General features: G+C 66.5%; 21 protein-coding genes and 1 tRNA gene. 15 read left to right on the forward strand and 7 right to left on the reverse strand.

The genetic code is table 11. The features are described from left to right. Positions 1-47 precede the first annotated feature (47 nt). The 6 genes from ACJ8FR_RS00655 to hslU all read left to right on the forward strand — a co-directional run bounded on the left by ACJ8FR_RS00655 (position 48) and on the right by hslU (position 4,565). Positions 48-350, forward strand: coding sequence for a hypothetical protein (locus tag ACJ8FR_RS00655; RefSeq protein WP_407826670.1), 303 nt, complete (start codon positions 48-50; stop codon positions 348-350). Beyond that, positions 347-901 carry a hypothetical protein gene (locus ACJ8FR_RS00660; RefSeq protein ID WP_407826671.1) on the forward strand — a complete coding sequence of 185 codons (555 nt, stop codon included), beginning with the start codon at positions 347-349 and terminating at the stop codon, positions 899-901. Before ACJ8FR_RS00655 ends, ACJ8FR_RS00660 begins: the two co-directional genes overlap by 4 nt. A 15-nt stretch (positions 902-916) precedes the next feature. Beyond that, the gene (locus ACJ8FR_RS00665) at positions 917-1,492 is read left to right on the forward strand and encodes a TMEM175 family protein (RefSeq protein WP_407826672.1); all 576 of its coding nucleotides are present in this window, start codon (positions 917-919) and stop codon (positions 1,490-1,492) included. A 29-nt stretch (positions 1,493-1,521) separates the two neighbouring features. Further along, a complete protein-coding gene (gene hslV, locus ACJ8FR_RS00670) occupies positions 1,522-2,073 on the forward strand; it encodes an ATP-dependent protease subunit HslV (RefSeq protein ID WP_407826673.1) in 552 nt (183 codons plus the stop codon). A gap of 25 nt (positions 2,074-2,098) precedes the next feature. Continuing rightward, positions 2,099-3,184, forward strand: a complete 1,086-nt coding sequence (locus ACJ8FR_RS00675) for an FAD-dependent oxidoreductase (protein ID WP_407826674.1) — start codon at positions 2,099-2,101, stop codon at positions 3,182-3,184. 85 nt (positions 3,185-3,269) lie between these two features. Then, entirely contained in the window at positions 3,270-4,565 is a 1,296-nt protein-coding gene (gene hslU / locus ACJ8FR_RS00680; protein WP_407826803.1) for an ATP-dependent protease ATPase subunit HslU, read from the forward strand. Here the strand turns inward: hslU and ACJ8FR_RS00685 are convergent. After that, on the reverse strand, positions 4,553-5,185 hold the full coding sequence (locus ACJ8FR_RS00685; RefSeq protein WP_407826804.1) for a TIGR02117 family protein: 633 nt from the start codon (positions 5,183-5,185) through the stop codon (positions 4,553-4,555). The genes hslU and ACJ8FR_RS00685 overlap by 13 nt on opposite strands. A gap of 129 nt (positions 5,186-5,314) precedes the next feature. On the opposite strand from ACJ8FR_RS00685, the gene ACJ8FR_RS00690 reads away from it, so the two are divergent. From ACJ8FR_RS00690 to ligA, 9 genes are all read left to right on the forward strand, one after another. Next, positions 5,315-5,391: transfer RNA gene (locus tag ACJ8FR_RS00690), tRNA-Pro, on the forward strand. A 75-nt stretch (positions 5,392-5,466) separates the two neighbouring features. Continuing rightward, complete coding sequence (gene yajC / locus ACJ8FR_RS00695; RefSeq protein ID WP_407826675.1) at positions 5,467-5,811, forward strand: preprotein translocase subunit YajC; 345 nt, start codon at positions 5,467-5,469, stop codon at positions 5,809-5,811. Continuing rightward, on the forward strand, positions 5,811-7,403 hold the full coding sequence (gene secD, locus ACJ8FR_RS00700) for a protein translocase subunit SecD (RefSeq protein ID WP_407826676.1): 1,593 nt from the start codon (positions 5,811-5,813) through the stop codon (positions 7,401-7,403). The genes yajC and secD overlap by 1 nt, the downstream gene beginning before the upstream one ends. A gap of 9 nt (positions 7,404-7,412) precedes the next feature. Then, positions 7,413-8,363 carry a protein translocase subunit SecF gene (gene secF / locus ACJ8FR_RS00705; RefSeq protein WP_407826677.1) on the forward strand — a complete coding sequence of 317 codons (951 nt, stop codon included), beginning with the start codon at positions 7,413-7,415 and terminating at the stop codon, positions 8,361-8,363. Between the two features lie 80 nt (positions 8,364-8,443). After that, positions 8,444-9,247 (forward strand): outer membrane protein assembly factor BamD, encoded by an 804-nt coding sequence (locus ACJ8FR_RS00710; RefSeq protein WP_407826678.1) that lies wholly within the window; start codon positions 8,444-8,446, stop codon positions 9,245-9,247. Between the two features lie 22 nt (positions 9,248-9,269). Continuing rightward, positions 9,270-10,922 carry a DNA repair protein RecN gene (gene recN / locus ACJ8FR_RS00715; RefSeq protein WP_407826679.1) on the forward strand — a complete coding sequence of 551 codons (1,653 nt, stop codon included), beginning with the start codon at positions 9,270-9,272 and terminating at the stop codon, positions 10,920-10,922. After that, the gene (locus ACJ8FR_RS00720; protein ID WP_407826680.1) at positions 10,919-11,440 is read left to right on the forward strand and encodes a DUF1697 domain-containing protein; all 522 of its coding nucleotides are present in this window, start codon (positions 10,919-10,921) and stop codon (positions 11,438-11,440) included. Before recN ends, ACJ8FR_RS00720 begins: the two co-directional genes overlap by 4 nt. Further along, the gene (locus ACJ8FR_RS00725; protein ID WP_407826681.1) at positions 11,437-12,159 is read left to right on the forward strand and encodes a dienelactone hydrolase family protein; all 723 of its coding nucleotides are present in this window, start codon (positions 11,437-11,439) and stop codon (positions 12,157-12,159) included. Before ACJ8FR_RS00720 ends, ACJ8FR_RS00725 begins: the two co-directional genes overlap by 4 nt. Then, positions 12,152-14,194 carry an NAD-dependent DNA ligase LigA gene (gene ligA, locus ACJ8FR_RS00730; protein WP_407826682.1) on the forward strand — a complete coding sequence of 681 codons (2,043 nt, stop codon included), beginning with the start codon at positions 12,152-12,154 and terminating at the stop codon, positions 14,192-14,194. The genes ACJ8FR_RS00725 and ligA overlap by 8 nt, the downstream gene beginning before the upstream one ends. A 29-nt stretch (positions 14,195-14,223) precedes the next feature. Here ligA and ACJ8FR_RS00735 read toward each other — a convergent pair whose 3' ends face one another. From ACJ8FR_RS00735 to ACJ8FR_RS00760, 6 genes are read right to left on the reverse strand one after another with little or no spacing between them, the layout of a single operon-like run. Further along, positions 14,224-14,649: a hypothetical protein gene (locus ACJ8FR_RS00735; RefSeq protein ID WP_407826683.1), complete on the reverse strand. Its 426-nt coding sequence runs from the start codon at positions 14,647-14,649 to the stop codon at positions 14,224-14,226. Between the two features lie 52 nt (positions 14,650-14,701). Further along, positions 14,702-16,348 (reverse strand): S10 family peptidase, encoded by a 1,647-nt coding sequence (locus tag ACJ8FR_RS00740; protein WP_407826684.1) that lies wholly within the window; start codon positions 16,346-16,348, stop codon positions 14,702-14,704. Positions 16,349-16,396: 48 nt separating this feature from the next. After that, complete coding sequence (locus ACJ8FR_RS00745; RefSeq protein ID WP_407826685.1) at positions 16,397-17,278, reverse strand: 50S ribosomal protein L11 methyltransferase; 882 nt, start codon at positions 17,276-17,278, stop codon at positions 16,397-16,399. Continuing rightward, entirely contained in the window at positions 17,275-18,204 is a 930-nt protein-coding gene (gene bla, locus ACJ8FR_RS00750) for a subclass B3 metallo-beta-lactamase (RefSeq protein WP_407826686.1), read from the reverse strand. The genes ACJ8FR_RS00745 and bla overlap by 4 nt, the downstream gene beginning before the upstream one ends. Further along, entirely contained in the window at positions 18,194-18,901 is a 708-nt protein-coding gene (locus tag ACJ8FR_RS00755; protein ID WP_407826687.1) for an SDR family NAD(P)-dependent oxidoreductase, read from the reverse strand. The genes bla and ACJ8FR_RS00755 overlap by 11 nt, the downstream gene beginning before the upstream one ends. A gap of 41 nt (positions 18,902-18,942) precedes the next feature. After that, on the reverse strand, positions 18,943-20,232 hold the full coding sequence (locus ACJ8FR_RS00760; RefSeq protein WP_407826688.1) for a methyl-accepting chemotaxis protein: 1,290 nt from the start codon (positions 20,230-20,232) through the stop codon (positions 18,943-18,945). Positions 20,233-20,351 lie beyond the last annotated feature (119 nt).

Consider the following 20,351-nt stretch of genomic DNA (forward strand, 5'->3'; position numbering starts at 1 on the left):
GCGCCACGACCGTGAACATTGTGAACATTCGGAAGGGAGACAATGTGATGAGACCATTTCCGCCACCTCTGACCTTCGCCGAAGGCCAGCGCTACATCTACGGCCTGCTCGCCTCGGCCGCGGGCATGTTCTGCGGCGCCGCCGCCGGTTTTATGATCGCGCTGCTGATGTGGGGCGGCTGGAGCCCGGCCGAGGAACATACGATCGTCACCATCTTCGGCTGGTCGCTCGGGGGGTTCATCGTCACAATGATCGCGGTGATCATCGGCCTCCTCGCCGGCGGGCCGGTCGGCCGGTTCAAGCTCACCGCGAGCCGCGACGGCGCGTCGGTCGAGGCGGACAGCCAATGATCCTCAGGCTCCTCAACTGGCAGGGCATTGCCGGCATCGCGGCCAGCGTCGCGCTCGCAATCCTGCTTCTCGTCCAGAAGGCGGAGACCCGCCACTGGAGGAAGCAGAGCGCCAGCTTCGATCAGCTCTACCGCCAGGAACAGTCCGCCTTCGCGACGACTGTCGCCAACGCTCGCGCCGCTGCCGACCAGGCGCGCGCCGCGGATCAGGCCAATAACCGGCGCGTCGCCGCCGACCAGCGCACCATCAACGAAAGGACGGAGAATGACCTTGAAGCCCGTCTGGCTGCCGTTCGCACTCGCGCTGAGCGCTTGCGCGTCCAGCCCGAAGCCGCAACCAATCCCCGCAATGGCCGAAACGCATCAATGCCCGCCCTTTCCGCGGCCGCCGGCGGCGCTGCTGAGGCCGCCGATCAAGGCCGACTTTCTGCCGGCGACGCGTTGACCGCGACCGAGCAGGCGATCCAGCTCGACGAGCTGATCAAGTGGGTTCAGGCGCAGGCGGCAGTTGACAACAACCCCGCGGCTGTAGCGAGTCCGACCCGCGACTAAGCCCCCGGGGGACGAATGACTCCAACCCGTCTCAATGCGCTCACCGACGGCGTGGTCGCCATCGTCCTCACCATCATGGTGCTCGAGCTCAAGATCCCCGCCGAGCCGACGATCCACGCGGTGCTTGCAGTCCTGCCGCTGCTGGCCGCTTACCTTCTCGCCTTCGTCAATGTCGCGATCTACTGGAACAATCACCACCACATGGTGCAGTCCGCGCGCCGGGTCACCGGCGGCGTCCTGTGGGCGAACCACGCTTTGCTGTTCTGGCTCACCCTGTTCCCGCTGATGATCCGGTGGATCGACGACGCCGGGATTACGCCTTTGCCGGTCGCATCGTTCGGCCTGGTGCTGATCGGCGCCTCGGTCTCTTACCTCATTCTGGAGCGCACCTTGATCCGCGCCGAGGGCGAGGAATCGCGGGTCAAGTCCGCCGTCGGCGGCGGCTCCAAGGAATGGATCAGCTTTGCGCTCTATGTCGTGGCGGTTCCGGCGGCGTTCGTGTCGCCGTTCATCTCCATCGCCATCTATGTCGGCGTATCGGTCGTCTGGCTCGTCCCCGACCGACGCTTCGAGCGGCGCTTGCACGATTAGCTGGCGCATCCCACTTCGTCTGAAAGAGATTGGAGACGAATTTGGACAGCTGGCACGGAACCACGATTCTTGGCGTCAAGAAGGGCGGTACGACGGTCATCGCCGGCGACGGCCAGGTGTCGATGGGCAATACGGTGATGAAGCCCAACGCCAAGAAGGTCCGCCGGATTGGCGACAAAGGCGAGGTGATCGGCGGCTTCGCCGGTGCCACCGCCGACGCCTTCACTCTGTTCGAGCGGCTGGAGAAGAAGCTCGAGCAATATAACGGGCAGCTGATGCGCGCTGCGGTCGAGCTCGCCAAAGACTGGCGCACCGACAAATATCTCCGCAATTTGGAAGCGCTGATGATCGTCGCCGACAAGGACATCATGCTGATCCTGACCGGCAACGGCGACGTGCTCGAGCCCGAAGGCGGGATCGCGGCGATCGGCTCGGGCGGCAATTACGCTTTGTCGGCGGCCAAGGCGCTCGCCGATTACGAGCAGGACCCGGAGGTGCTGGCGCGGCGTGCAATGCAAATCGCGTCGGAAGTGTGCGTGTTCACCAACGACCGCCTGACGATCGAGACGATTGAAGGCTGACGCCGACCGCGGCTAGGCTGGCGGCGTGCTGTTCGACCGCCGAACCTTTGCCGCCGGATCCGCTGCGCTGCTGTCCGGCTGCGCGACGGTCGGCACTCGGCGCGATTCGGGCTGCACCCCGCTTGCGCCGGTGATCGCCGACCAGAGCCGCGTGATCCGGACGATGGCCGGCCTCAGGCCCTACCGCCGCTCGGGCTTCGTGGTGCGTGCGGATCAGCTGGGCGAGAAGCGCCTGGTCCACAATTACGGCCACGGCGGCGCCGGGATCACCTTGAGCTGGGGCACGGCGAAGCTCGCGGCCGAGCTCGGCTTGCCGGGCCACGGCGGCGCGGTTGCGGTGCTCGGCTGCGGTGTCGTCGGCCTGTCGACCGCGCGGCTGGTGCAGGAGGCGGGCTTTCCCGTCACCATCTACGCCGCCGCGCTGCCACCCGACACTACGTCGAACATCGCCGGCGGCCAGTTCCACCCTTTCGCCGCTTATCATCCCGGCGAAGTGACGCCCGCGTTCATGGTCCAGTTCGCGCGTGCGCTCGACTACAGCTGGCGCCGCTACCAGATCATGGTCGGCGATGATTACGGCGTCCGCTGGCTCCCGACCTATGTCGAGACCGACAGCCCCGAGGCGAAGACGATCGCCACCTTCCCGCCGATCAACCGCATGCTGACCGCCGCCGAGCACCCGTTCCCGTGGGCCAGCACGCTGCGCTACGACACGATGTACGTCGAAACCGGGCGCTATCTCCGTCAGATGATCCGCGACGTGCAGATCGCCGGCGGGAAGATCGAGGTCCGCAAGTTCGCCACGCCGGCGGACATCGCCGCGCTGCCAGAAGCCCTGGTCTTCAACTGCACCGGCCTCGGCAGCCGCGACCTGTTCGGCGATACCGACCTCCACCCGGCGCGCGGCCAGCTCGCCATCCTCGAGCCGCAGCCCGAGGTGCAATATGCGTTCACCGGCGGTCCCGGCTACATGTTCCCGCGGCCCGACGGGATCATCCTCGGCGGGACCTTCGAAGTCGACCAGTGGGACACGACGCCGGACCCGGCGACCATCGCCCGCATCGTCGCCAGCCATCAGCGGTTCTTCGCCAGCCTGCGCTGCACCGCTTGAAGTGCCGCGAGGCGGTGCCGACATAGTTCGCGAAATGAATTATCACGCATCCATCTCCCACAGCGGCGGGGAGCAAGCCGAAGTGCTGAAAGACAAGCTGACGCCCAAGGCGATCGTCGCCGCGCTGAATGAGCATATCGTCGGGCAGGACGACGCCAAGAAGGCGGTCGCGGTCGCGCTGCGCAACCGCTGGCGCCGGCAGCAGCTCGGTCCCGAGCTGCGCGACGAGGTCACGCCCAAGAACATATTGATGATCGGCCCCACGGGCTGCGGCAAGACCGAGATCAGCCGGCGGCTGGCGAGGCTTGCCGACGCGCCGTTCGTCAAGGTCGAGGCGACCAAGTTCACCGAGGTCGGCTATGTCGGGCGCGACGTCGAGCAGATCGCCCGCGACCTGGTCGAGGAAGCCGTTCGGCTCGAGCGCGAGCGGCGCCGCAACAAGGTCCGCGCCGCAGCCGAGGAAGCGGCGATGGACAAATTGCTCGACGCGCTCACCGGAAAGAGTTCGAGCGAGGCGACCCGCCAGAGCTTCCGTCAGCGTTTTTCCGACGGGAGCCTCGACCAAGCCGAGGTCGAGATCGAGGTCGACGAGGCTTCGTCAATGCCGTTCGAGATTCCTGGCATGGGCGCGCAGGTGTTCGATTTGAAGTCGATCATGGGCAAGGCGATGGGCCAGGGCCCGCGCAAGCGCCGCAAGCTCAAGGTGCCCGAGGCCTTCGCCCGGCTGACCGATGAGGAAGCCGACAAGCGGCTCGACCCGGACGATGTCAATCGCTCGGCGCTCGCCGACGCCGAGGCCAACGGCATCGTGTTCCTCGATGAGATCGACAAGATCGCGGTCAGCGACGTCCGCGGCGGATCGGTCAGCCGCGAGGGCGTCCAGCGCGACCTACTGCCGCTGATCGAAGGGACGACAGTCGCGACCAAGTACGGGCCGCTCAAAACCGACCATATCCTGTTCATCGCGTCGGGCGCGTTCCACATGGCCAAGCCCGCCGATTTGCTGCCCGAGCTTCAGGGCCGGCTGCCGATCCGGGTCGAGCTGAAGGCGCTGACCCAGCAGGATTTCGTGCGGATCCTGTCGGCGACGCGCGCCAGCCTGACCGAGCAATATCAAGCCCTGCTCGGCACCGAGGGCGTGACGATCACGTTTGCCGACGATGGGATCGAGGCGGTCGCGCGCATCGCGGCCGAGGTCAACGAAGCGGTCGAGAATATCGGCGCGCGGCGGCTGCAGACGGTGATGGAGAAACTGCTCGAGGACGTCAGCTTCGAGGCCGAGGACCGGCGCGGCGAGACGCTCGTGGTCGACGCCGCCTTCGTCGAGCAACAGCTCAGCAGCATCGCGAAGAACGCCGACCTCAGCCGCTACGTGCTCTGACCCGTTCGCCGGTAGCGCCACGCGAGGCCTTGGGCGAACGGCGGCCACAGGCTGGTTCTCACCCCGGCGAGCCGCAGGCGGCCGGCCGCCCAGCTGTTGCACGTTCGGAACATGCTCGCCTTTCCGGTAGCTTCATAGAAAGTGTCCGACCGGCCGTAGCCCCGGTGGCTGATGTGTCGGGGCCGTCCATCCGCGCCAAGCGCGAGGTCGGCGCGGATCGCGGCCCACAGCCGGCGGTATTCCTCGGGCCTCAGCCGGATTTGACGGACGGCGTAATAGGGACTGGGCACATATTCGACGTGCATGACCCGCTTTCCGCCGGCGAGCGCCGACCAGATCGTGCGCGGCGTCAGGTCCCACCAGGTCGGCGTATTCAGGTAGACGCGCCGCTCCCCGGCCCCAAACGCGATCCAGCCGGCGTTCGGATCGACCGCTTCGAAGTCGCGAGGCGGGATGATCCGCGCCCAGTCGAGGCCTTGGGCATCCAGCGGCATGATGATGTCGACGTGAACCCCGTTATCGGCGAGGTAGACGGTCGTGCCATCGGCCGGCTCGCGCCAGTTGCGGTTGACCGCGACCAGCGAGCCGATCAGCGCCGCCAGGAGGTACAGCGCCGGCACTGCGAGCAACAGGCCCAGCGCGCGGCCAACCCACTTGCCTGGCTTATATTTTCGCCGCCGCCGAGCCACCTTGCCTGCCCCTCGGCGCTTGCCTTGATGGGTAGCCCTGCCTAGATGCGCCGGCCAGGTCGGGGCGTAGCGCAGCCTGGTAGCGCATCACACTGGGGGTGTGGAGGTCGCTGGTTCGAATCCAGTCGCCCCGACCAGCCATTCCATAGCTGTCCAGCGGACGGTCGTTCATGGCATGGCGCAGATCCTCGTATGAAAGTCAGCAAGCCCATATGTCGAGCCAACCGATGTTGATGATGATGCAGGCGGCGCCCGCCGGACCCTCGAGCGGCACCATGGGCGCGCTTCTCACCTTCCTGCCGTGGGTGGCGATCTTCGGTATTTTCTACGTGCTGATGATCCGACCGCAGCAGCAGCGGGTAAAGCAGCACCAGGCCGCGATCGCCGCGGTCAAGAAGGGCGATGAAGTGGTCACCGGCGGCGGCATCCGCGGCCGCGTCACCAAGGTCAGCGACGACGAGGCGGAGGTCGAGATCGCACAGGGCGTCAAGATCCGCGTCGTCAAGTCGACGATCAGCCAGGTGCTGAGCCCGAAGACGAAACCGGCAAACGACTGATGCTCGAGTTTCCGAAGTGGAAGATCTGGCTGGTCTCGATTGTCGTCGCGGCGGGCGTGCTGCTGTCGATCCCGAGCCTGATCGGCGGAACCCCGGCCGCGGCGAGCTGGCCGAAATGGCTCCCGCAGTACAAGATCAACCTCGGCCTCGATCTCGCCGGCGGCAGCCACTTGCTGCTCGAAGCCGACGCGCAGGACGCGCTCAAGACGCGCCTCCAAGCCAAGGAGGACGAAGTCGCGACCGAGCTTCGCCGCGACCCGAAGATCGATATTGGCGATATTTCGACTGCCGGCGGTCGACTGTCCTTTCTCGTCCGCGACCCGACGCAGGTCGATGCCGCGGTCGAGCGCATGCGCCGCTTGAGCCAGCCGATCGCGCTCACCGGCAACCGCGACTGGGACGTGCAGGTCGTCGATTCGACGCGCATCGTCCTGACGCCGACCGCGAGCGGGACCGCCCAGGCGCTGAAGGACGCGATGGGAGTCGCGCGCGACGTGGTCCGCCGCCGCATCGACCCGGGCGGCACCAAGGAAATCACCGTCGTCACCGAGGGCGGCAGCCGGATCCTGGTCGAGGTGCCCGGCGTCGAGGATCCGGAGGCGCTGAAGAAGCTCATCGGCCAGACCGCGCGGCTCGAATTCAAGCTCGTCGACCTCTCCGCCAATCCGCAAGACGTCCAGCAGGGCCGCGCGCCGCCCGGCAGCCAGGTGCTGCCGATGCTGGAAGGGGGCGGGTACATCGCGGTCAAGCGCCGGGTGATGGTCTCGGGCGATCAGCTGACCAGCGCGTCGCAGTCGTTCGACCAGGACGGACGGCCGGACATCAACATCAAGTTCAACACGGCCGGCGCGCGCCGGTTCGGCCGCGCGACGCAGGAAAATGTCGGCAAGCCGTTCGCGATCGTCCTCGACGACAAGGTCCTGTCGGCGCCCAACATCAACGAGCCGATTCTTGGCGGCAACGCGCAAATCTCCGGCAGCTTCACCGTGCAGAGCGCGCACGACCTCGCCGTCAGCCTGGCCTCAGGCAAGCTGCCGGTGAAGCTCAACGTCATCGAGGAGCGCACCGTCAGCGCCGAGCTCGGGCAGGATTCGATCCACAAAGGGGTGATCGCCAGCCTCGTGGCGACGGTCGGCGTGATGCTGTTCATGCTCATCACCTACGGCCGCTTCGGCGTCTATGCGAATATCGCGCTGGTCGTGAACGCCTTCCTGATCCTCGCCGTCATGGCGATGTTCAATGCGACGCTGACGCTTCCGGGCATCGCCGGCTTCATCCTGACGATCGGCGCCGCGGTCGATGCCAACGTGTTGATCAACGAGCGCATCCGGGAAGAGATACGCCGCGGACGGCGGCTGATCGACGCGGTCGAGACCGGTTATCGCGAAGCCATGCGCGCGATCTACGACGCCAATGTCACCCACGTCATCTCGGCCGCGATCATGGCCTATTTCGGCTCCGGCCCGGTGCGCGGATTCGCGGTCGTGCTGATGATCGGCGTCGTCAGCTCGGTGTTCACCGCCGTTTACTTCACCCGCATGTTGGTCGCGCTGTGGATCCGCCGCACCCGTCCCCGCGCGCTCCACATCTAGGGCCGGTTCATGAAGCTCCTCAAGCTCGTTCCCGATCACACCAACATCGACTTCATGCGCTGGCGCAATCTCGCGCTGGTCCTGTCGCTGATCGCTACCGTCGCCTCGATCGCCTTCACCGCATATCGCGGCCTCAACCTGGGGATCGATTTCATCGGCGGCCAGCTGGTTCGCGTCGAGTTCCAGCAGCCGGTTCGGATCGATGACCTCAGAACCCGGGTGGCGCAGCTCGGGGTCGGCGAGGCGAGCATCCAGGCGCTCGGTAACGACCGCACCTACCAGGTGCGGCTGCCCAAGCCGCCTGGGCCCGAGTCGGCCTCCAACCAGGTCGTGTCGAAGCTGCGCGCCGCGCTGCCCAAGGACTATCCGGGGGCGCGGGTCGACGCCGGCGAATCGGTGTCGGGCAAGGTCAGCGAGGAGCTCGCGCAGGACAGCGCGATGGCGATCGGGCTCGCGATGCTCGGCATCGCCGTCTACATCTGGTTCCGCTTCGAATGGCAGTTCGGGGTCGGGGCGCTGCTGACGCTCGCCCACGACGTGGCGATGACGCTCGGCTTCTTCGCCTTCACCCGGCTGCAGGTCGATTTGAACGTCGTCGCCGCGTTCCTCACGATCGTCGGCTATTCGCTCAACGACACGGTCGTCATCTACGACCGGATCCGCGAGAATCTGCGCAAATACCGGAAGATGGCGATCATCCCGCTGCTCAACCTGTCGCTCAACGAGACGCTGGCGCGGACCGTGGTCACCTCTTTCACCGTGCTCATTGCGCTCGGCGTGCTGATGCTGATTGGCCCGGAAGTGATCTTCGGGCTCGCGATCGCGATCTTCCTCGGCGTGGTCATCGGGACCTATTCGTCGATCTACATCTCGTCGCCGGTGCTGGTGTGGCTCGGGGTCGAGCCCGACAGCTTCCTCAAGACCGACGACAAGGACGAGGCCCAGGCGCAGACGGCCTGAGCTGCCGTTCAGCCAACGCCAAGCTTTCCCGGGCCAAGCCGTGCTTGGCCTCCCCCGGAGCCCACGCTAATGAGGTACCCATGCTGAAGCTTCATCGTTCTGCCCCACTGCTGCTTGCCGCCGCAGCCATCCTCCCGCTGGTCGGCTGCGCGCACGGCAAAAACAAGGCCGACACCGCCTATGTCGCGCGCGACGTGAGCTCGCTCTACAGCGCCGCGAAGCACTCGATGGACCAGGGCGACTACGAGCAGGCCGCCAAGCTGTTCGACGAGGTCGAGCGCCAGCACCCTTATTCGGTCTGGGCCCGGCGCGCGCAGTTGATGAGCGCGTTCAATTATTACCTCGCGCGCAAATATACCGACGCCGTCAGTTCGGCGCAGCGGTTCGTGACGATCCACCCGGGCAACGCCGAGGCGCCGTACGCCCAATATCTGATCGCCATGAGCTATTATCAGCAGATCGACGACGTCAATCGCGACCAGACGACGACGCAGCAGGCGTCGGACGCGTTCGGCGACCTCATCCGCCGCTACCCCGACACCCGCTACGCCTCCGACGCGCGGGTCAAGCTCGACCTGATCAAGGATCATCTCGCCGGCAAAGAGATGGAGGTCGGACGCTTCTACCAGCGATCCGGGCAGTGGCTCGCGGCGACCTACCGCTTCCGCGCCGTGATCGATCAATATCAGTCCACGACCGGCACGCCCGAGGCGCTCGAGCGGCTGGTCGAATGCTATCTTGCGCTCGGCCTGCCCCAGGAGGCGCAGAAGTCGGCGGCGGTGCTCGGGCGCAATTACCCCGAATCTGATTGGTACAGGCAATCGCTGCGGCTGCTTGGGCGCGAAAACAAGCAGACCCAGCGCCGGACCGCCTCGCGCAAGTGAGACCTGGGGAGCTGCTCCTCACATGCTGAGGCAGCTCGCGATCCACAACATCGTGCTCGTCGATCGGCTCGACCTCGAGTTCGAGCCGGGGCTGGGCGTGCTGACCGGCGAGACCGGCGCCGGCAAATCGATCCTGCTCGATGCGCTGGGGCTTGCTCTGGGTGCGCGCGCCGAGACTGGCCTGGTGCGCGTCGGGCAAGAGAGTGCGTCGGTCTCGGCCGAGATCGAGCTTCCGCCCGATCACCCCGCGCTGTCGCTATTGAGCGAGCAAACGGTCGAGCCTGACCCCGGCGAAGCGCTGATCATCCGCCGCACGCTGCGCAGCGACGGCGGCAGCCGCGCCTTCGTCGGTGGAGCGAGCGTTCCCGCGGGATTGCTCCGCGAGATCGGCGCGCTCGCGGTCGAGATCCACGGCCAGCATGACGACCGCGGACTGCTCAACCCCAGAGGCCACCGCGCCTTGCTCGACGCCTTTGGGAAGCTGGACCTTGGGCCGGTCGAGCGGGCCTGGGCCGAGGTGATGCGGGTCGAGGCCGAGCTGCTGGACGCGCGAACCGTTGCCGCAGCCGCCGAACGGGACCGGGAATGGCTTGAACACGCCTCGGCGGAAATCGAGGCGCTGAGCCCGGAGGAGGGCGAGGAGACCCGGCTCGCCGAGGGGCGGGCGGTGATGCAGGCGGGCGTCAAGGCCGGTGAATCACTGACCGGGCTCGATGAACTGCTCGGCGGCTCGGACGGCGCACTGGCGCAGCTCCGTCAGGCGGCGCGGAGGATCGAGCGCGGTGCGGCCGATCATCCCTTGCTCGCCGAAGCGCTGGCCGCGCTCGACCGCGCGGTGATCGAGGTGAGCGAGGCCGAAGACCGGATTGCGCGCGCCGCCGAAGCCACCGCGTTCGACCCTGCGCGGCTCGAGCAGGTTGAAACGCGGCTGTTCGACATCCGCGGCCTGGCCCGCAAGCATCGGGTCGAGGCGGATGCGCTGGCCGCGCTTTGCGTGGAGATGCGGCAACAGCTCGCGGCGATCCAGGCGGGAGGCGAGCGCATCGCCGAGCTCGACGGACAGCTCGTGGCGGCTCGCGAAACCTATGCGGCCGCGGCGGACGTACTCAGCAGGCAGCGGCACCAGGCCGCGGCGCGCCTCGACGCCGCCGTCGCGGCCGAGCTGGCGCCGCTGAAGCTCGACGCGGCACGCTTCCGCACCGCGATCTCGGCGGCCGAACCCGGACCCACTGGTACCGAGCGGGTCGAATTCGAGGTGTCGACCAATCCGGGAGCGCCGTTCGGGCCGCTCACGAGGATCGCCTCGGGCGGGGAGCTGTCGCGCTTCATTCTGGCGTTGAAGGTTGCTCTCGCCGAAGCCGGCAGCGCGGCGACGATGATCTTCGATGAGGTCGACCGCGGCGTCGGCGGCGCCGTCGCGAGCGCGATCGGCGAGCGGCTCGCGCGCCTCGCCGAGCAGAGCCAGGTGCTGGTCGTCACGCATTCGCCGCAAGTCGCCGCGCGCGCGTCGCACCACTACCGGATCGAAAAGCTCCACGGCGACAGCGGCACCCGGACCACCGTCCGCAAGCTCAGCGCCGACGAGCGCCGCGAGGAGATCGCGCGGATGCTGTCCGGCGCCTCGATCACCGAGGAAGCGAGGGCTCAAGCTTCGCGCCTGCTCGACGCGGCATGACCGCGTACGTTGCCCTGCTCCGCGGCGTGAACCTGCTCGGCGGGAGCACGCTCAAGATGACCGACCTCAAGGCGATCGCCGGAGAGCTCGGCCTACGATCCGTACAAACCTACATCGCCAGCGGCAATTTGCTCTTCACCAGCGGCAAGCCCGAGGAGCCGCTGCGGGCCATGCTCGAAGCGCAGCTCAAGGCGCACATGGGCCGCGACGTGTGCGTGATGCTGAGGACCGCCGACGAGATGGACGCGGCCGTCCGCAGCAACCCGTTCCCGGAACGGCGCGGCAACAACGTCCAGGCCTTCTTCCTGAATCAGCCGCCGCCAGCGGACCTGCTCGAGACGGCGCGCAATCAGGCTGACGACGAGCAGGTCGCTCCGGGCGTCCGCGAGGTCTATGTCGCCTATGGCGAAAAGGGTATCGGGCGCTCGCGCCTCCGGATTCCCACCGCCGAAGCGGGGACCGCGCGCAACATGAATACGGTGGCCAAGCTGGCCGCACTGGCAAGGGAACTCAAATGAGCAAGGACCGCGCAATCCCGCACAATTTCGAGGGTGAGAGCCTCGAGAGCGTGTTCGTCGGCCGCCGCGACGGCCAGGCGCGGCCGACGGTCATCCTGATCCCGACGGTGATGGGCGTGTCCGACCTCGAGATCGGGTTCGGCCGCCAGCTGGTCGAGCTTGGGTACAATTCGCTCGTCGCCGACCTGTTCGGCAAGGAGTTCCGCGGCGCATCGCGCGATGTCTGTTTCGGCGAAATGACGCGCCTGCGCAGCGACCGCGGTGCGCTCCGCCGCCGGCTGCTCCACGTGCTCGAGCTCGTGCGCGGGCTCGATGAAGTGTCGGGCGGCCAGATCGTCGCCGCCGGCTATTGTTTTGGCGGTCAGTGCGCGCTCGACCTCGCCCGCACCGGCGAGGAGTTCGCCGCGGCCGTGGCGTTCCACGGCCTGTTCGACCCTCCCGGCCTGCCGCCGCAGAAGATCAAGGCCAAGGTCGTCGCCTTCCACGGCTGGGACGATCCGATGGTTCCCCCGGACAAGGTCGTGGCGCTCGGCCAGGAGCTGACCGAGGCCGGCTGCGACTGGCAGATCCACGCTTACGGCCATGTCGCCCACGGCTTCACCAATCCGCATGCGAGCGATCTCCAGATCGACGGCGTCCGTTACAATGCGCTCGCCGCTGAGCGTTCGTGGACCAGCTTCATCAACCTGCTCGAGGAATTGTTCGCCGGGCATGGCTGAGACCGATGACCCGGGCGACGCCGAGGCCGCCAACCGCCTGATGCGGCTTGCGCGCGAAATCGCGCGCCACGACAAGCTCTACCATGACGACGACGCCCCGGAGATTTCCGACGCCGATTATGACGCGCTGGTGCGCGAGAATCGCGAGCTCGAAGCGCGGTTTCCCCAGCTGGTGCGATCCGACTCTCCTTCGAAACGGCTCGGCGCGGCGCCGACCGGCGCGCTCGCGAAGGTCGCGCATGCGCGGCCGATGCTCAGCCTGGACAACGCCTTCTCCGGCGAGGAAGTGTGCGAGTTCATCGCGCGCGTCCGCCGCTTTCTGAACCTGCCTCCGGATGAGCCGATCGCAACGACGGCGGAGCCCAAGATTGACGGCCTCAGCTGTTCGCTGCGCTATGAGCGGGGCGAGCTGGTGCTCGCGGCGACGCGTGGCGACGGTAGCGTCGGCGAGGACGTCACCGCCAATGTGCGCACGATCGCCGACATCCCGCAGCACATCGGCGGCGCGCCCGACGTCCTCGAAGTGCGCGGGGAAGTGCATATGTCGAAGGCCGACTTCGAGGCGCTGAACACACGCCAGCAGGCGGCCGGCGGCAAGATCTTCGCCAACCCGCGCAATGCCGCCGCCGGCTCGCTCCGCCAGAAGGACCCCACCGTCACCGCCGCGCGTCCGCTGCGTTTTCTCGCCCACGGCTGGGGCGAGCTCAGCGAGCCGCTGGCGGAAACGCAGTTCGCCGCGATGGCGCGCATCGCCTCGTTGGGAATTCCGGTCGCAAACCTGCTCGTCCGCTGCAATTCGGTCGAGGAGATGCTCGCCCATTATCGCGCGATCGAGACAGCGCGCGCCGATTTGCCGTTCGACATCGACGGCGTGGTCTACAAGGTCGATCGGCTCGACTGGCAGGAGCGGCTCGGCCAGGTCGGCCGTGCGCCGCGCTGGGGCCTCGCGCACAAATTCCCGGCCGAGCAGGCCGAGACCACGCTCGAGGCGATCGACATCCAGGTCGGCCGGACCGGCAAGCTGACGCCGGTCGGGCGTCTCAAACCCGTCGGCGTAGGCGGGGTGATCGTCGCCAATGTCACGCTTCACAACCGCGACGAGATCGCTCGGCTCGGCCTACGCATCGGCGACCGGGTGCGCATCCAGCGCGCCGGCGACGTCATCCCGCAGGTGGTCGAGAATTTGACGCGCGACGAGCCGCGCGAGCCGTATGTCTTTCCCGACCATTGCCCCGAATGCGGCAGCGAGGCAGTCGCCGAGGAAGGCGAGGTCGACGTCCGCTGCACCGGCGGGTTGATCTGCCCGGCGCAGCGCTTCGAGCGGCTGCGGCATTTCGTGTCACGCGGCGCGCTCGACATTGAAGGCCTCGGGGAGAAGAGCATCGCCGAGTTCATCGAGCTTGGCTGGCTTCACTCGCCCGCCGACATCTTCCGCCTGCACAACCACCGCGAGGAATTGCTCGGGCGCGAGGGTTGGAAGGAGAGGTCCGTCGACAATCTGTTCGCCGCGATCGAGGCCAAGCGGCAGCCCGATGGGCCGCGTTTCCTGTTCGGCCTCGGCATCCGCCACGTCGGCATTGTCACCGCGCGCGACCTGCTTAAGTGCTTCGGGACGATCGAGGAGCTGCGGCGCGCCGCGCTTTCAGAAGGTGGGGAGGCGGAGCTGTCATCGGTGCAGGGCGTGGGCCCGGTGGTCGCGGAGGTGTTGGTCGATTTCTTCCACGAGCCGCACAACCAGCAGGCGCTCGACGACCTGCTGTCGGAAGTCTCGCCTTTGCCGTTCGTCAGCGACGCGAAGCAAACCGAGTGGACCGGCAAGACGATCGTGTTCACCGGCAGCCTGGAAACCATGAGCCGCGACGAAGCCAAGGCCCAGGCCGAGCGGCTGGGTGCGCGCGCGGCGGGCTCGGTCAGCGCGAAGACCGATCTGGTGGTCGCCGGCCCCGGCGCCGGTTCCAAGCTCAAGAAGGCCGAAGAGTTAGGTGTTCGCGTCGTCAGCGAAGAGGAATGGGCGAAGATCGTCGCGGAGGCTTAGGCAGCTCCTACTTCCGATCCCTATGCGCGCTACATGCGATAAAGCGCGTACCAAACGACAGGCAGCGACACCCAAGAGAGGACAGTGCTTAGAATATAGAACCTGGGCCGACGCATGTCGATCAGTCGCAATTTACTTCCGTGCTTTATTTCCCAAATCAGATCGGGAACGCGTGCCGCCATAATAATCACCGCTGCGATGACAAGCCCGATGTTCCAGAAATGATAAAGCGCGAAAAGAAAGGCTGTAATTAAAGCGGCAGCGACGAAATTCATCCTCCGCTCCGACCGTTGATGATCCTGAGCGAGTGCATTGATGAAGTCATCGCTATCGACGGCGAGCTTTTGCATCGCCGGATTCGGAAAGAAGCCCCGCACAAGAAAGCCGACCAAATTTGAGCTCACGACCAGCAGAACGAGCCAAGCTCCCAAAGCAATGACAAAGTGTATAAGCATGGCCGGAATTTATCGGATATCTCAGTGCCAATGACAACCGGTCTATCTGTAACTAACGTCCCGCACTCGTCCGCCGGATGAAGTCCGCGACATTGTCGTGGAGCGCCTTGAGCATGTCGGGCCGGACGTAAACCATGTGGCCGCTCTCATAATAATGATATTCGATGTTGGCGCGCAGGTTCGGAGGGACCGGCAGATGCCGCAGCTCCATCACGCCTTCGAAGTAAGGCGTCGACACGTCGAAATAGCCGCCGTTGACCATCACCTTCATGTCCGGGTTCTCCTTCATCGCGGTGGCGAGGTCGGGCAGCACATTGGGCAGAGCGATCAGCGGCTTGTCCACGCCCGGCGGCGCGTGCTTGTAATCCCATTTCGAATAGATCGGGATGCCCGCCTTGAACGCGAAGTCCGGCTTGTAGCCGAGGCGGTCGCGGACATAGGCGTTCCACGCCGCAACATAAGCGGCGCTGATCGCGTCGCTCTGCGGGTCTCCGCTCGCGACCTTGGCGAGAGGGTCGAGCGTCGCGCCGAGGAAGCGCGTGTCGAGCGTCCCGGTGGTCAGCTCCCGGTCGCCGAGCAGCTCCTTCTGGAAGGCGCCATATTCGATCCGGAGGTTGGACTTCAGCAAATACGGCACCGACAGACCGGTGAAGGCTGAAAGTTGGGCCGCGATCCGTTGCCGCTCTGGCTCCGGCAGGTCCCCGCCCTTGAGCAGCGCGGCGGCATAATCGCCGGTCGCGAACGCCTCCACCTGGCGAAGGAATGACTGAAGATCGGCCGGCCGATTGGGCACCTTGGTGAAGTGCCACGCCGTTGCCGCATAGGTGGGCAGCGCGACAATGTACGGCATGTCGATGCCGGGGTTCACCTGCGGGTCGTCGGGCATGAAGTCCCAGTTGAGGATATCCGACAGCAGCATCACGCCATTGAGGTCGACGTCCTTCTTCTGGAGAGCGAGCGCCAGCCCGGCGCCGCGCATCGTCCCATAGCTTTCGCCGAACACATATTTGGGCGAGCTCCAGCGGCCGTATTTGGTGAGGAACTGGGTGATGAACTGGGCGAAGGCGTCGATGTCCTGGTCGACGCCGTAGAAGGCCTTCTCCTTGTCCTTGCCGGCGATCCGGCTGAAGCCGGTGCCCGGCGCGTCGATGAACACGAGGTCGCATGCATCGAGCAGGCTCTGGTCGTTGTCGACCACGGCATAGGGCGCGGGCGTGTGCCGGGCATCGGCGGTGACGACGCGCACCGGGCCGAACGCCCCCATGCGCAGCCATACGGTCGAGGAGCCGGGCCCGCCATTGAACAGGAAGGTGATCGGCCGGCTTGCCGCCGGCGCGCCTTGCTTGAAATAGGCGGTGTAGAACATCGACGCTTCGGGCTTGGGGCCGGTCTTGGCCTTATCGTCCTTGCTGGTTGCGTCGGCGTCGAGCGCGTCGGTGTCCTCCCAGTCCTTGGCGTGGACGACGAGCGTGCCCGCGACCGCGTCATAGGCAATCGGTTGTCCGCTGACGGTCACGGTGCCGGTGGAGCGGGTTTCGCTTGGGTGGAAATATTCCTTGGCGCGCTGATCGCTATCGTTCTTGTTCGCCGCCTCGGCCTTTGCCGGATGAGCGGCCTTGCGGATCGGGTGGCGCTCGGCGGCGAGGCCGGGCGCCGATGCGACAACGGCGGCGATAAGCAAAAAGATCGAAAATTTCATGGCGGCGATGTTGCAGCGGCGGATTAGCGCGGCAAGCGAAATTGCCGGTCAGCCCGACCGTTCGCAGACCACCACCGGCCATTCGCCGAAGCCGAGGTCGGTGACCGCAAACCCTTGCGCCTTAAACGCGGCGATCACCGGTTTTGCCTGCGTGTCGAGGAGGCCCGCGAGGACGATTGTCCCACCGGGCACGATCGCGTCGGCGAAGCTTGGCGCCAGTTCGATCAGCGGTCCGGCGAGGATATTGGCGATGACCAGGTCGAACGGCCCTCGCGCCGCCAACAAGGGCGAATCCATGCCGTCCGCGCAAGCGAGCAGAAGCTCGCCAACACCGTGCCCGAGCCTGACGCCGTTGATCGCCGCATTGTCGCGCGCGACGTCGATCGCGATCGGATCGACGTCGGTGGCGATCCAACGCGCCTGCGGCCACAGCGCGAGGGCAGCGAAGGCAAGCAGTCCCGAGCCGGTGCCGATGTCGGCAATATTGGTGAACCGCGCTCCTTCGTGCTGCAGCCGATCGAGCGCTTCGAGGCACCCGCTGGTGGTCGCATGCTGGCCGGTGCCGAATGCCAGACCCGCGTCGATCTCGAAATTGACGCGTTCGGGATCGGGCGGATGGGTCGGCGTGTGGACGGTGAAGCGGCCGGCGCGGATCGGCTGAAGCCCGGCCTGGCTCATGCTTACCCAGTCCTGCTCGCCGAGCTGCTCGATCTCGGAAGGGCCCGAACCGAGGCGGGCCAGCAGGGCGATCTCGTCGCTGGTCGGATGACGATCGAAATAGGCGTGGATCAGCCAATCGTCGGGCTTCGCCGGATCCGGCTCATCGGCGACCAGCACCGGCGGGACATGGGTGTCCTGGAAAATCTCTTCGGCGTCCGGGATGGCTTCCGCCTGCGCGCGCGTGCACGGAATCGTGACGCGAAAGCTCACGGCTTTGGCGGGGGCGCGGGCCCGGCCGTTTCCTTGGCCAGTCGTTCGTCGAGATCCTTGGTGCGCGCTGCCGCATAATTCTCGCAGGCGCCTGGGTCGAGCAACGCTTTCCCGAGGGCGAGCCGCTCCGGCAACTGACTAGCGGACGGGGTAGGCGTCAACAGGATTTCGCAAGGGCTGGCGGCGATCTTCGCGATCGATGAGCGCAACGCTGCGACTACGGCCGGATGATCGCTGAAGCGGTAGGTGTTGTTGCTGACCGGCGCCAGGATGTCGGCATAGACGATTGTCCGGCATACACCGCCATCGCAGCTCACCCACCGCCAGCTGAGCGATCCCGCCGCATGGCCCGGCGTCGTTACGGCGGTCACCATCAGATTGCCGAGTCGGACTTCGCCACCGTCGCCGACGGTGCGTCCGACCTCAGCCGGTGGGAACGGCTTCACTATTCCGAACTGCGGGTCATCGGTTGCCGGCACCCCGGAAGAGAGGACCTTGGCCGCCGGCGCGGAGGTCACCACTTGGGCGCCGCTCATCTGCTGCAGCTTGGCGACCCCGCCGACGTGATCGTAATGCTCGTGGCTGGCCAGGATGTAGCGGACGTCCTGAATGCGATAGCCCAGCGCGCGGATATTGTCGGCGATAAGTTGGGCGTCCTGCTCGGCCGCGCCGTCGATCAATATGTCGCCCTGGTCGCCGACGATCAGGATCGACGAGATGCCGCAGGTTCCGACGAGATAGCTGTTGGCATGGATGCGCACCGGCGGCGCGGGCTTATTCGGGTCCGTCGAGCCGTCGCAGGCGACGGCCCAGCGCGGCCCGGCGCTGTCGATCGGCGCGCGCGGTTGCTCGATCAGGCGCGGCTTGCCCAATGGGATCGCCAATTGCGCGGCGGCGAGCAGGGTCAGGGCGGACTTAGCGAACATAGCTGGCGCCATTGACGTCGATCACGCTGCCGGTGGCCGAGGCCGGTGCGTCGGTCGCGAGCCAGCGGATCGTCTCGGCGACCTCGTCGGTCGACGCGACGCGGCCGAGCGGGATGTCGGCGATGATCTGCGCGCCGCCGCGCCCTTGCAGATATTCGGCGGTCATCTCGGACACGGTGAAGCCCGGCGCAACGCCGAAGCATAAGACGCCCTCGCTCGCATAACCGCGCGCGATCGACTTGGTCATGCCGACCATCCCCGCCTTGGACGCGGCATAGTGCCAGTGCTGCGGCGAGTCCCCGCGATAGGCGGCGCGGCTGGCGATATTGATGATGCGGCCGCCGACGACGCCAGCGTCGAGGAAATGCGAGACGGCGAGCCGGCACAGGTCCGCGGCCGCCTGCAGGTTGATAGTCAGCGTGCGATGCCAGGCGGCGTGCCATTCCTCGTCGGGGGCATTGTCGGCGACGCCCTCGTAAATACCGGCATTATTGACCAGCACGTTGATCTCGCCGCCGAGCTCGTCGAGCGCCGTGTCCCAGATGTCGCGCGGTGCGCTCGGCTGCGCGAGGTCGCCGGCGATGAGGATGTCGCTGCCCTTGGTCGAATGGCCGACGACATTGTGGCCGGTGCTTTTGAGGAGCGTGTATGCGGCCGCGCCAATGCCGCGGCTGGCGCCGGTGATCAGGATGTTCATGCGGCCCGCTTAGCTGATCCTCTCCCGACGGGGGAGGGTGCTTAAGCGGCCATGCCGCTGACGAACGCCTTGGTGGTGGTTTTGAAGTTGCTGATCTGCTCGGAGAAGCGGCCGAAGCCCTGCTCGACCTCGTCGATGTCCTTGGCGACATTTTCGGTGTCGCTGCGGATGGCGGCGATGGTCGAGCTCATCGAGTCGGCGGCAAGCGCCGTCTCGTCGACGGCGGCGGTGATCATCGTGACCGTCTGCGCCTGGAGCTCCATCGCCTCGCGGATTCGGTCGGCCGAGGTCTGGACCTCTTCGACCGTGCCCTGGATCGAGCCGTTGGCTTCGACCGTCTGGCGGGTCGCCTGCTGGATCGCCGTGATCTTGGCGGTGATGTCGTCGGTCGCACGGGCGGTCTGGGAGGCGAGGCTCTTCACTTCCTGCGCGACGACCGCGAAGCCGCGGCCGGCATCGCCCGCGCGCGCCGCTTCGATGGTCGCATTGAGCGCAAGCAAATTGGTCTGTCCGGCGATGTCGCGGATCAGGCTGAGGATCGATTCGATCGCCTCGACATGGGCGCTCAGGGCCTGGCTGACCTTGACAGCCTGGCTCGCCTGGTCGCCGGCGCGGGTCGCGACGTCCGCGGCGACCTCAACTTCGGTACGGGCGTCCTCGATCGCGCGGATCAGGCCGGCCGCGGTTTGGGCAGCTTCGCGCATCGCGACCGCGGACTGCTCCGCAGCGGCGGCGACTTCGCTGGTTTTGCCGAGCATCCCACGCGCCGATGCAGCGGTCGAGCGCGTGCGATCGGTCAGCGCCTTCGACTGCTCGGTGCTGGCGCGAACCAGCTCGGCGACGCGGCGCTCGAAATCGCTGCTCTCGCGGCCGCGCTGCTCGGCGGCGTCGATCGTCTCGAGCAGGGCGACCTGCGCAAGGGTGATGTCGGTTTCGAACGTGTTCATCCGGAAGAACGCGGCGATGCACATTTCGAGCTTGTCCGGCTCGCCGGCAAATTGCTCGATGATCTTGGCGGCAATTCGGGTCGCGGTCTGGGTCCGCGCCGCGATGTAGACCGGAACCGAAGTCTTCTCGTGATAGATCTCGCGACCGTAACCGGCGACGCCCTGGACCCAGGCGGCATCGACCTTGCCCGAATGGATTTCGGCGTACCGCGCGGCGCGCTCGGGGCCGAATTGCGCAATCACCTCGCCGGCGATGATCTCGAGGCAATTGTCGCGAAGCAACCGGACATCGCGATCGAGCGAACCGTCGCCGTTGTAGGCTGCAAGCCGGGCGCTCACCTGTTCGTCCGTCAGCCGCTGCAGCTGTCCAGTGTCGCCACTCATCCGCTTGTTCTCCGTCGCCAAACCCAAGGCCTGTTGGCGCCGGTCTTGCCTCGGGAATGGTTAAGACCGGGTTAGGCGTGCCGGCGAAACTTGCCTCACCAAGGACCGCGCCTTAAGCG

Source organism: Sphingomonas sp. (genome assembly GCF_045810705.1).
Classification (GTDB): domain Bacteria; phylum Pseudomonadota; class Alphaproteobacteria; order Sphingomonadales; family Sphingomonadaceae; genus Sphingomicrobium.

Coding starts and splice junctions, on each gene's coding strand:
- ACJ8FR_RS00655 (WP_407826670.1), top strand. CDS start 48: ATGAGACCATTTCCGCCACCTCTGACCTTCGCCGAAGGCCAGCGCTAC.
- ACJ8FR_RS00660 (WP_407826671.1), top strand. CDS start 347: ATGATCCTCAGGCTCCTCAACTGGCAGGGCATTGCCGGCATCGCGGCC.
- ACJ8FR_RS00665 (WP_407826672.1), top strand. CDS start 917: ATGACTCCAACCCGTCTCAATGCGCTCACCGACGGCGTGGTCGCCATC.
- yajC (WP_407826675.1), top strand. CDS start 5,467: ATGTCGAGCCAACCGATGTTGATGATGATGCAGGCGGCGCCCGCCGGA.
- secD (WP_407826676.1), top strand. CDS start 5,811: ATGCTCGAGTTTCCGAAGTGGAAGATCTGGCTGGTCTCGATTGTCGTC.
- secF (WP_407826677.1), top strand. CDS start 7,413: ATGAAGCTCCTCAAGCTCGTTCCCGATCACACCAACATCGACTTCATG.
- ACJ8FR_RS00710 (WP_407826678.1), top strand. CDS start 8,444: ATGCTGAAGCTTCATCGTTCTGCCCCACTGCTGCTTGCCGCCGCAGCC.
- recN (WP_407826679.1), top strand. CDS start 9,270: ATGCTGAGGCAGCTCGCGATCCACAACATCGTGCTCGTCGATCGGCTC.
- ACJ8FR_RS00720 (WP_407826680.1), top strand. CDS start 10,919: ATGACCGCGTACGTTGCCCTGCTCCGCGGCGTGAACCTGCTCGGCGGG.
- ACJ8FR_RS00725 (WP_407826681.1), top strand. CDS start 11,437: ATGAGCAAGGACCGCGCAATCCCGCACAATTTCGAGGGTGAGAGCCTC.
- ligA (WP_407826682.1), top strand. CDS start 12,152: ATGGCTGAGACCGATGACCCGGGCGACGCCGAGGCCGCCAACCGCCTG.
- ACJ8FR_RS00735 (WP_407826683.1), bottom strand. CDS start 14,649: ATGCTTATACACTTTGTCATTGCTTTGGGAGCTTGGCTCGTTCTGCTG.
- ACJ8FR_RS00740 (WP_407826684.1), bottom strand. CDS start 16,348: ATGAAATTTTCGATCTTTTTGCTTATCGCCGCCGTTGTCGCATCGGCG.
- bla (WP_407826686.1), bottom strand. CDS start 18,204: ATGTTCGCTAAGTCCGCCCTGACCCTGCTCGCCGCCGCGCAATTGGCG.
- ACJ8FR_RS00755 (WP_407826687.1), bottom strand. CDS start 18,901: ATGAACATCCTGATCACCGGCGCCAGCCGCGGCATTGGCGCGGCCGCA.
- ACJ8FR_RS00760 (WP_407826688.1), bottom strand. CDS start 20,232: ATGAGTGGCGACACTGGACAGCTGCAGCGGCTGACGGACGAACAGGTG.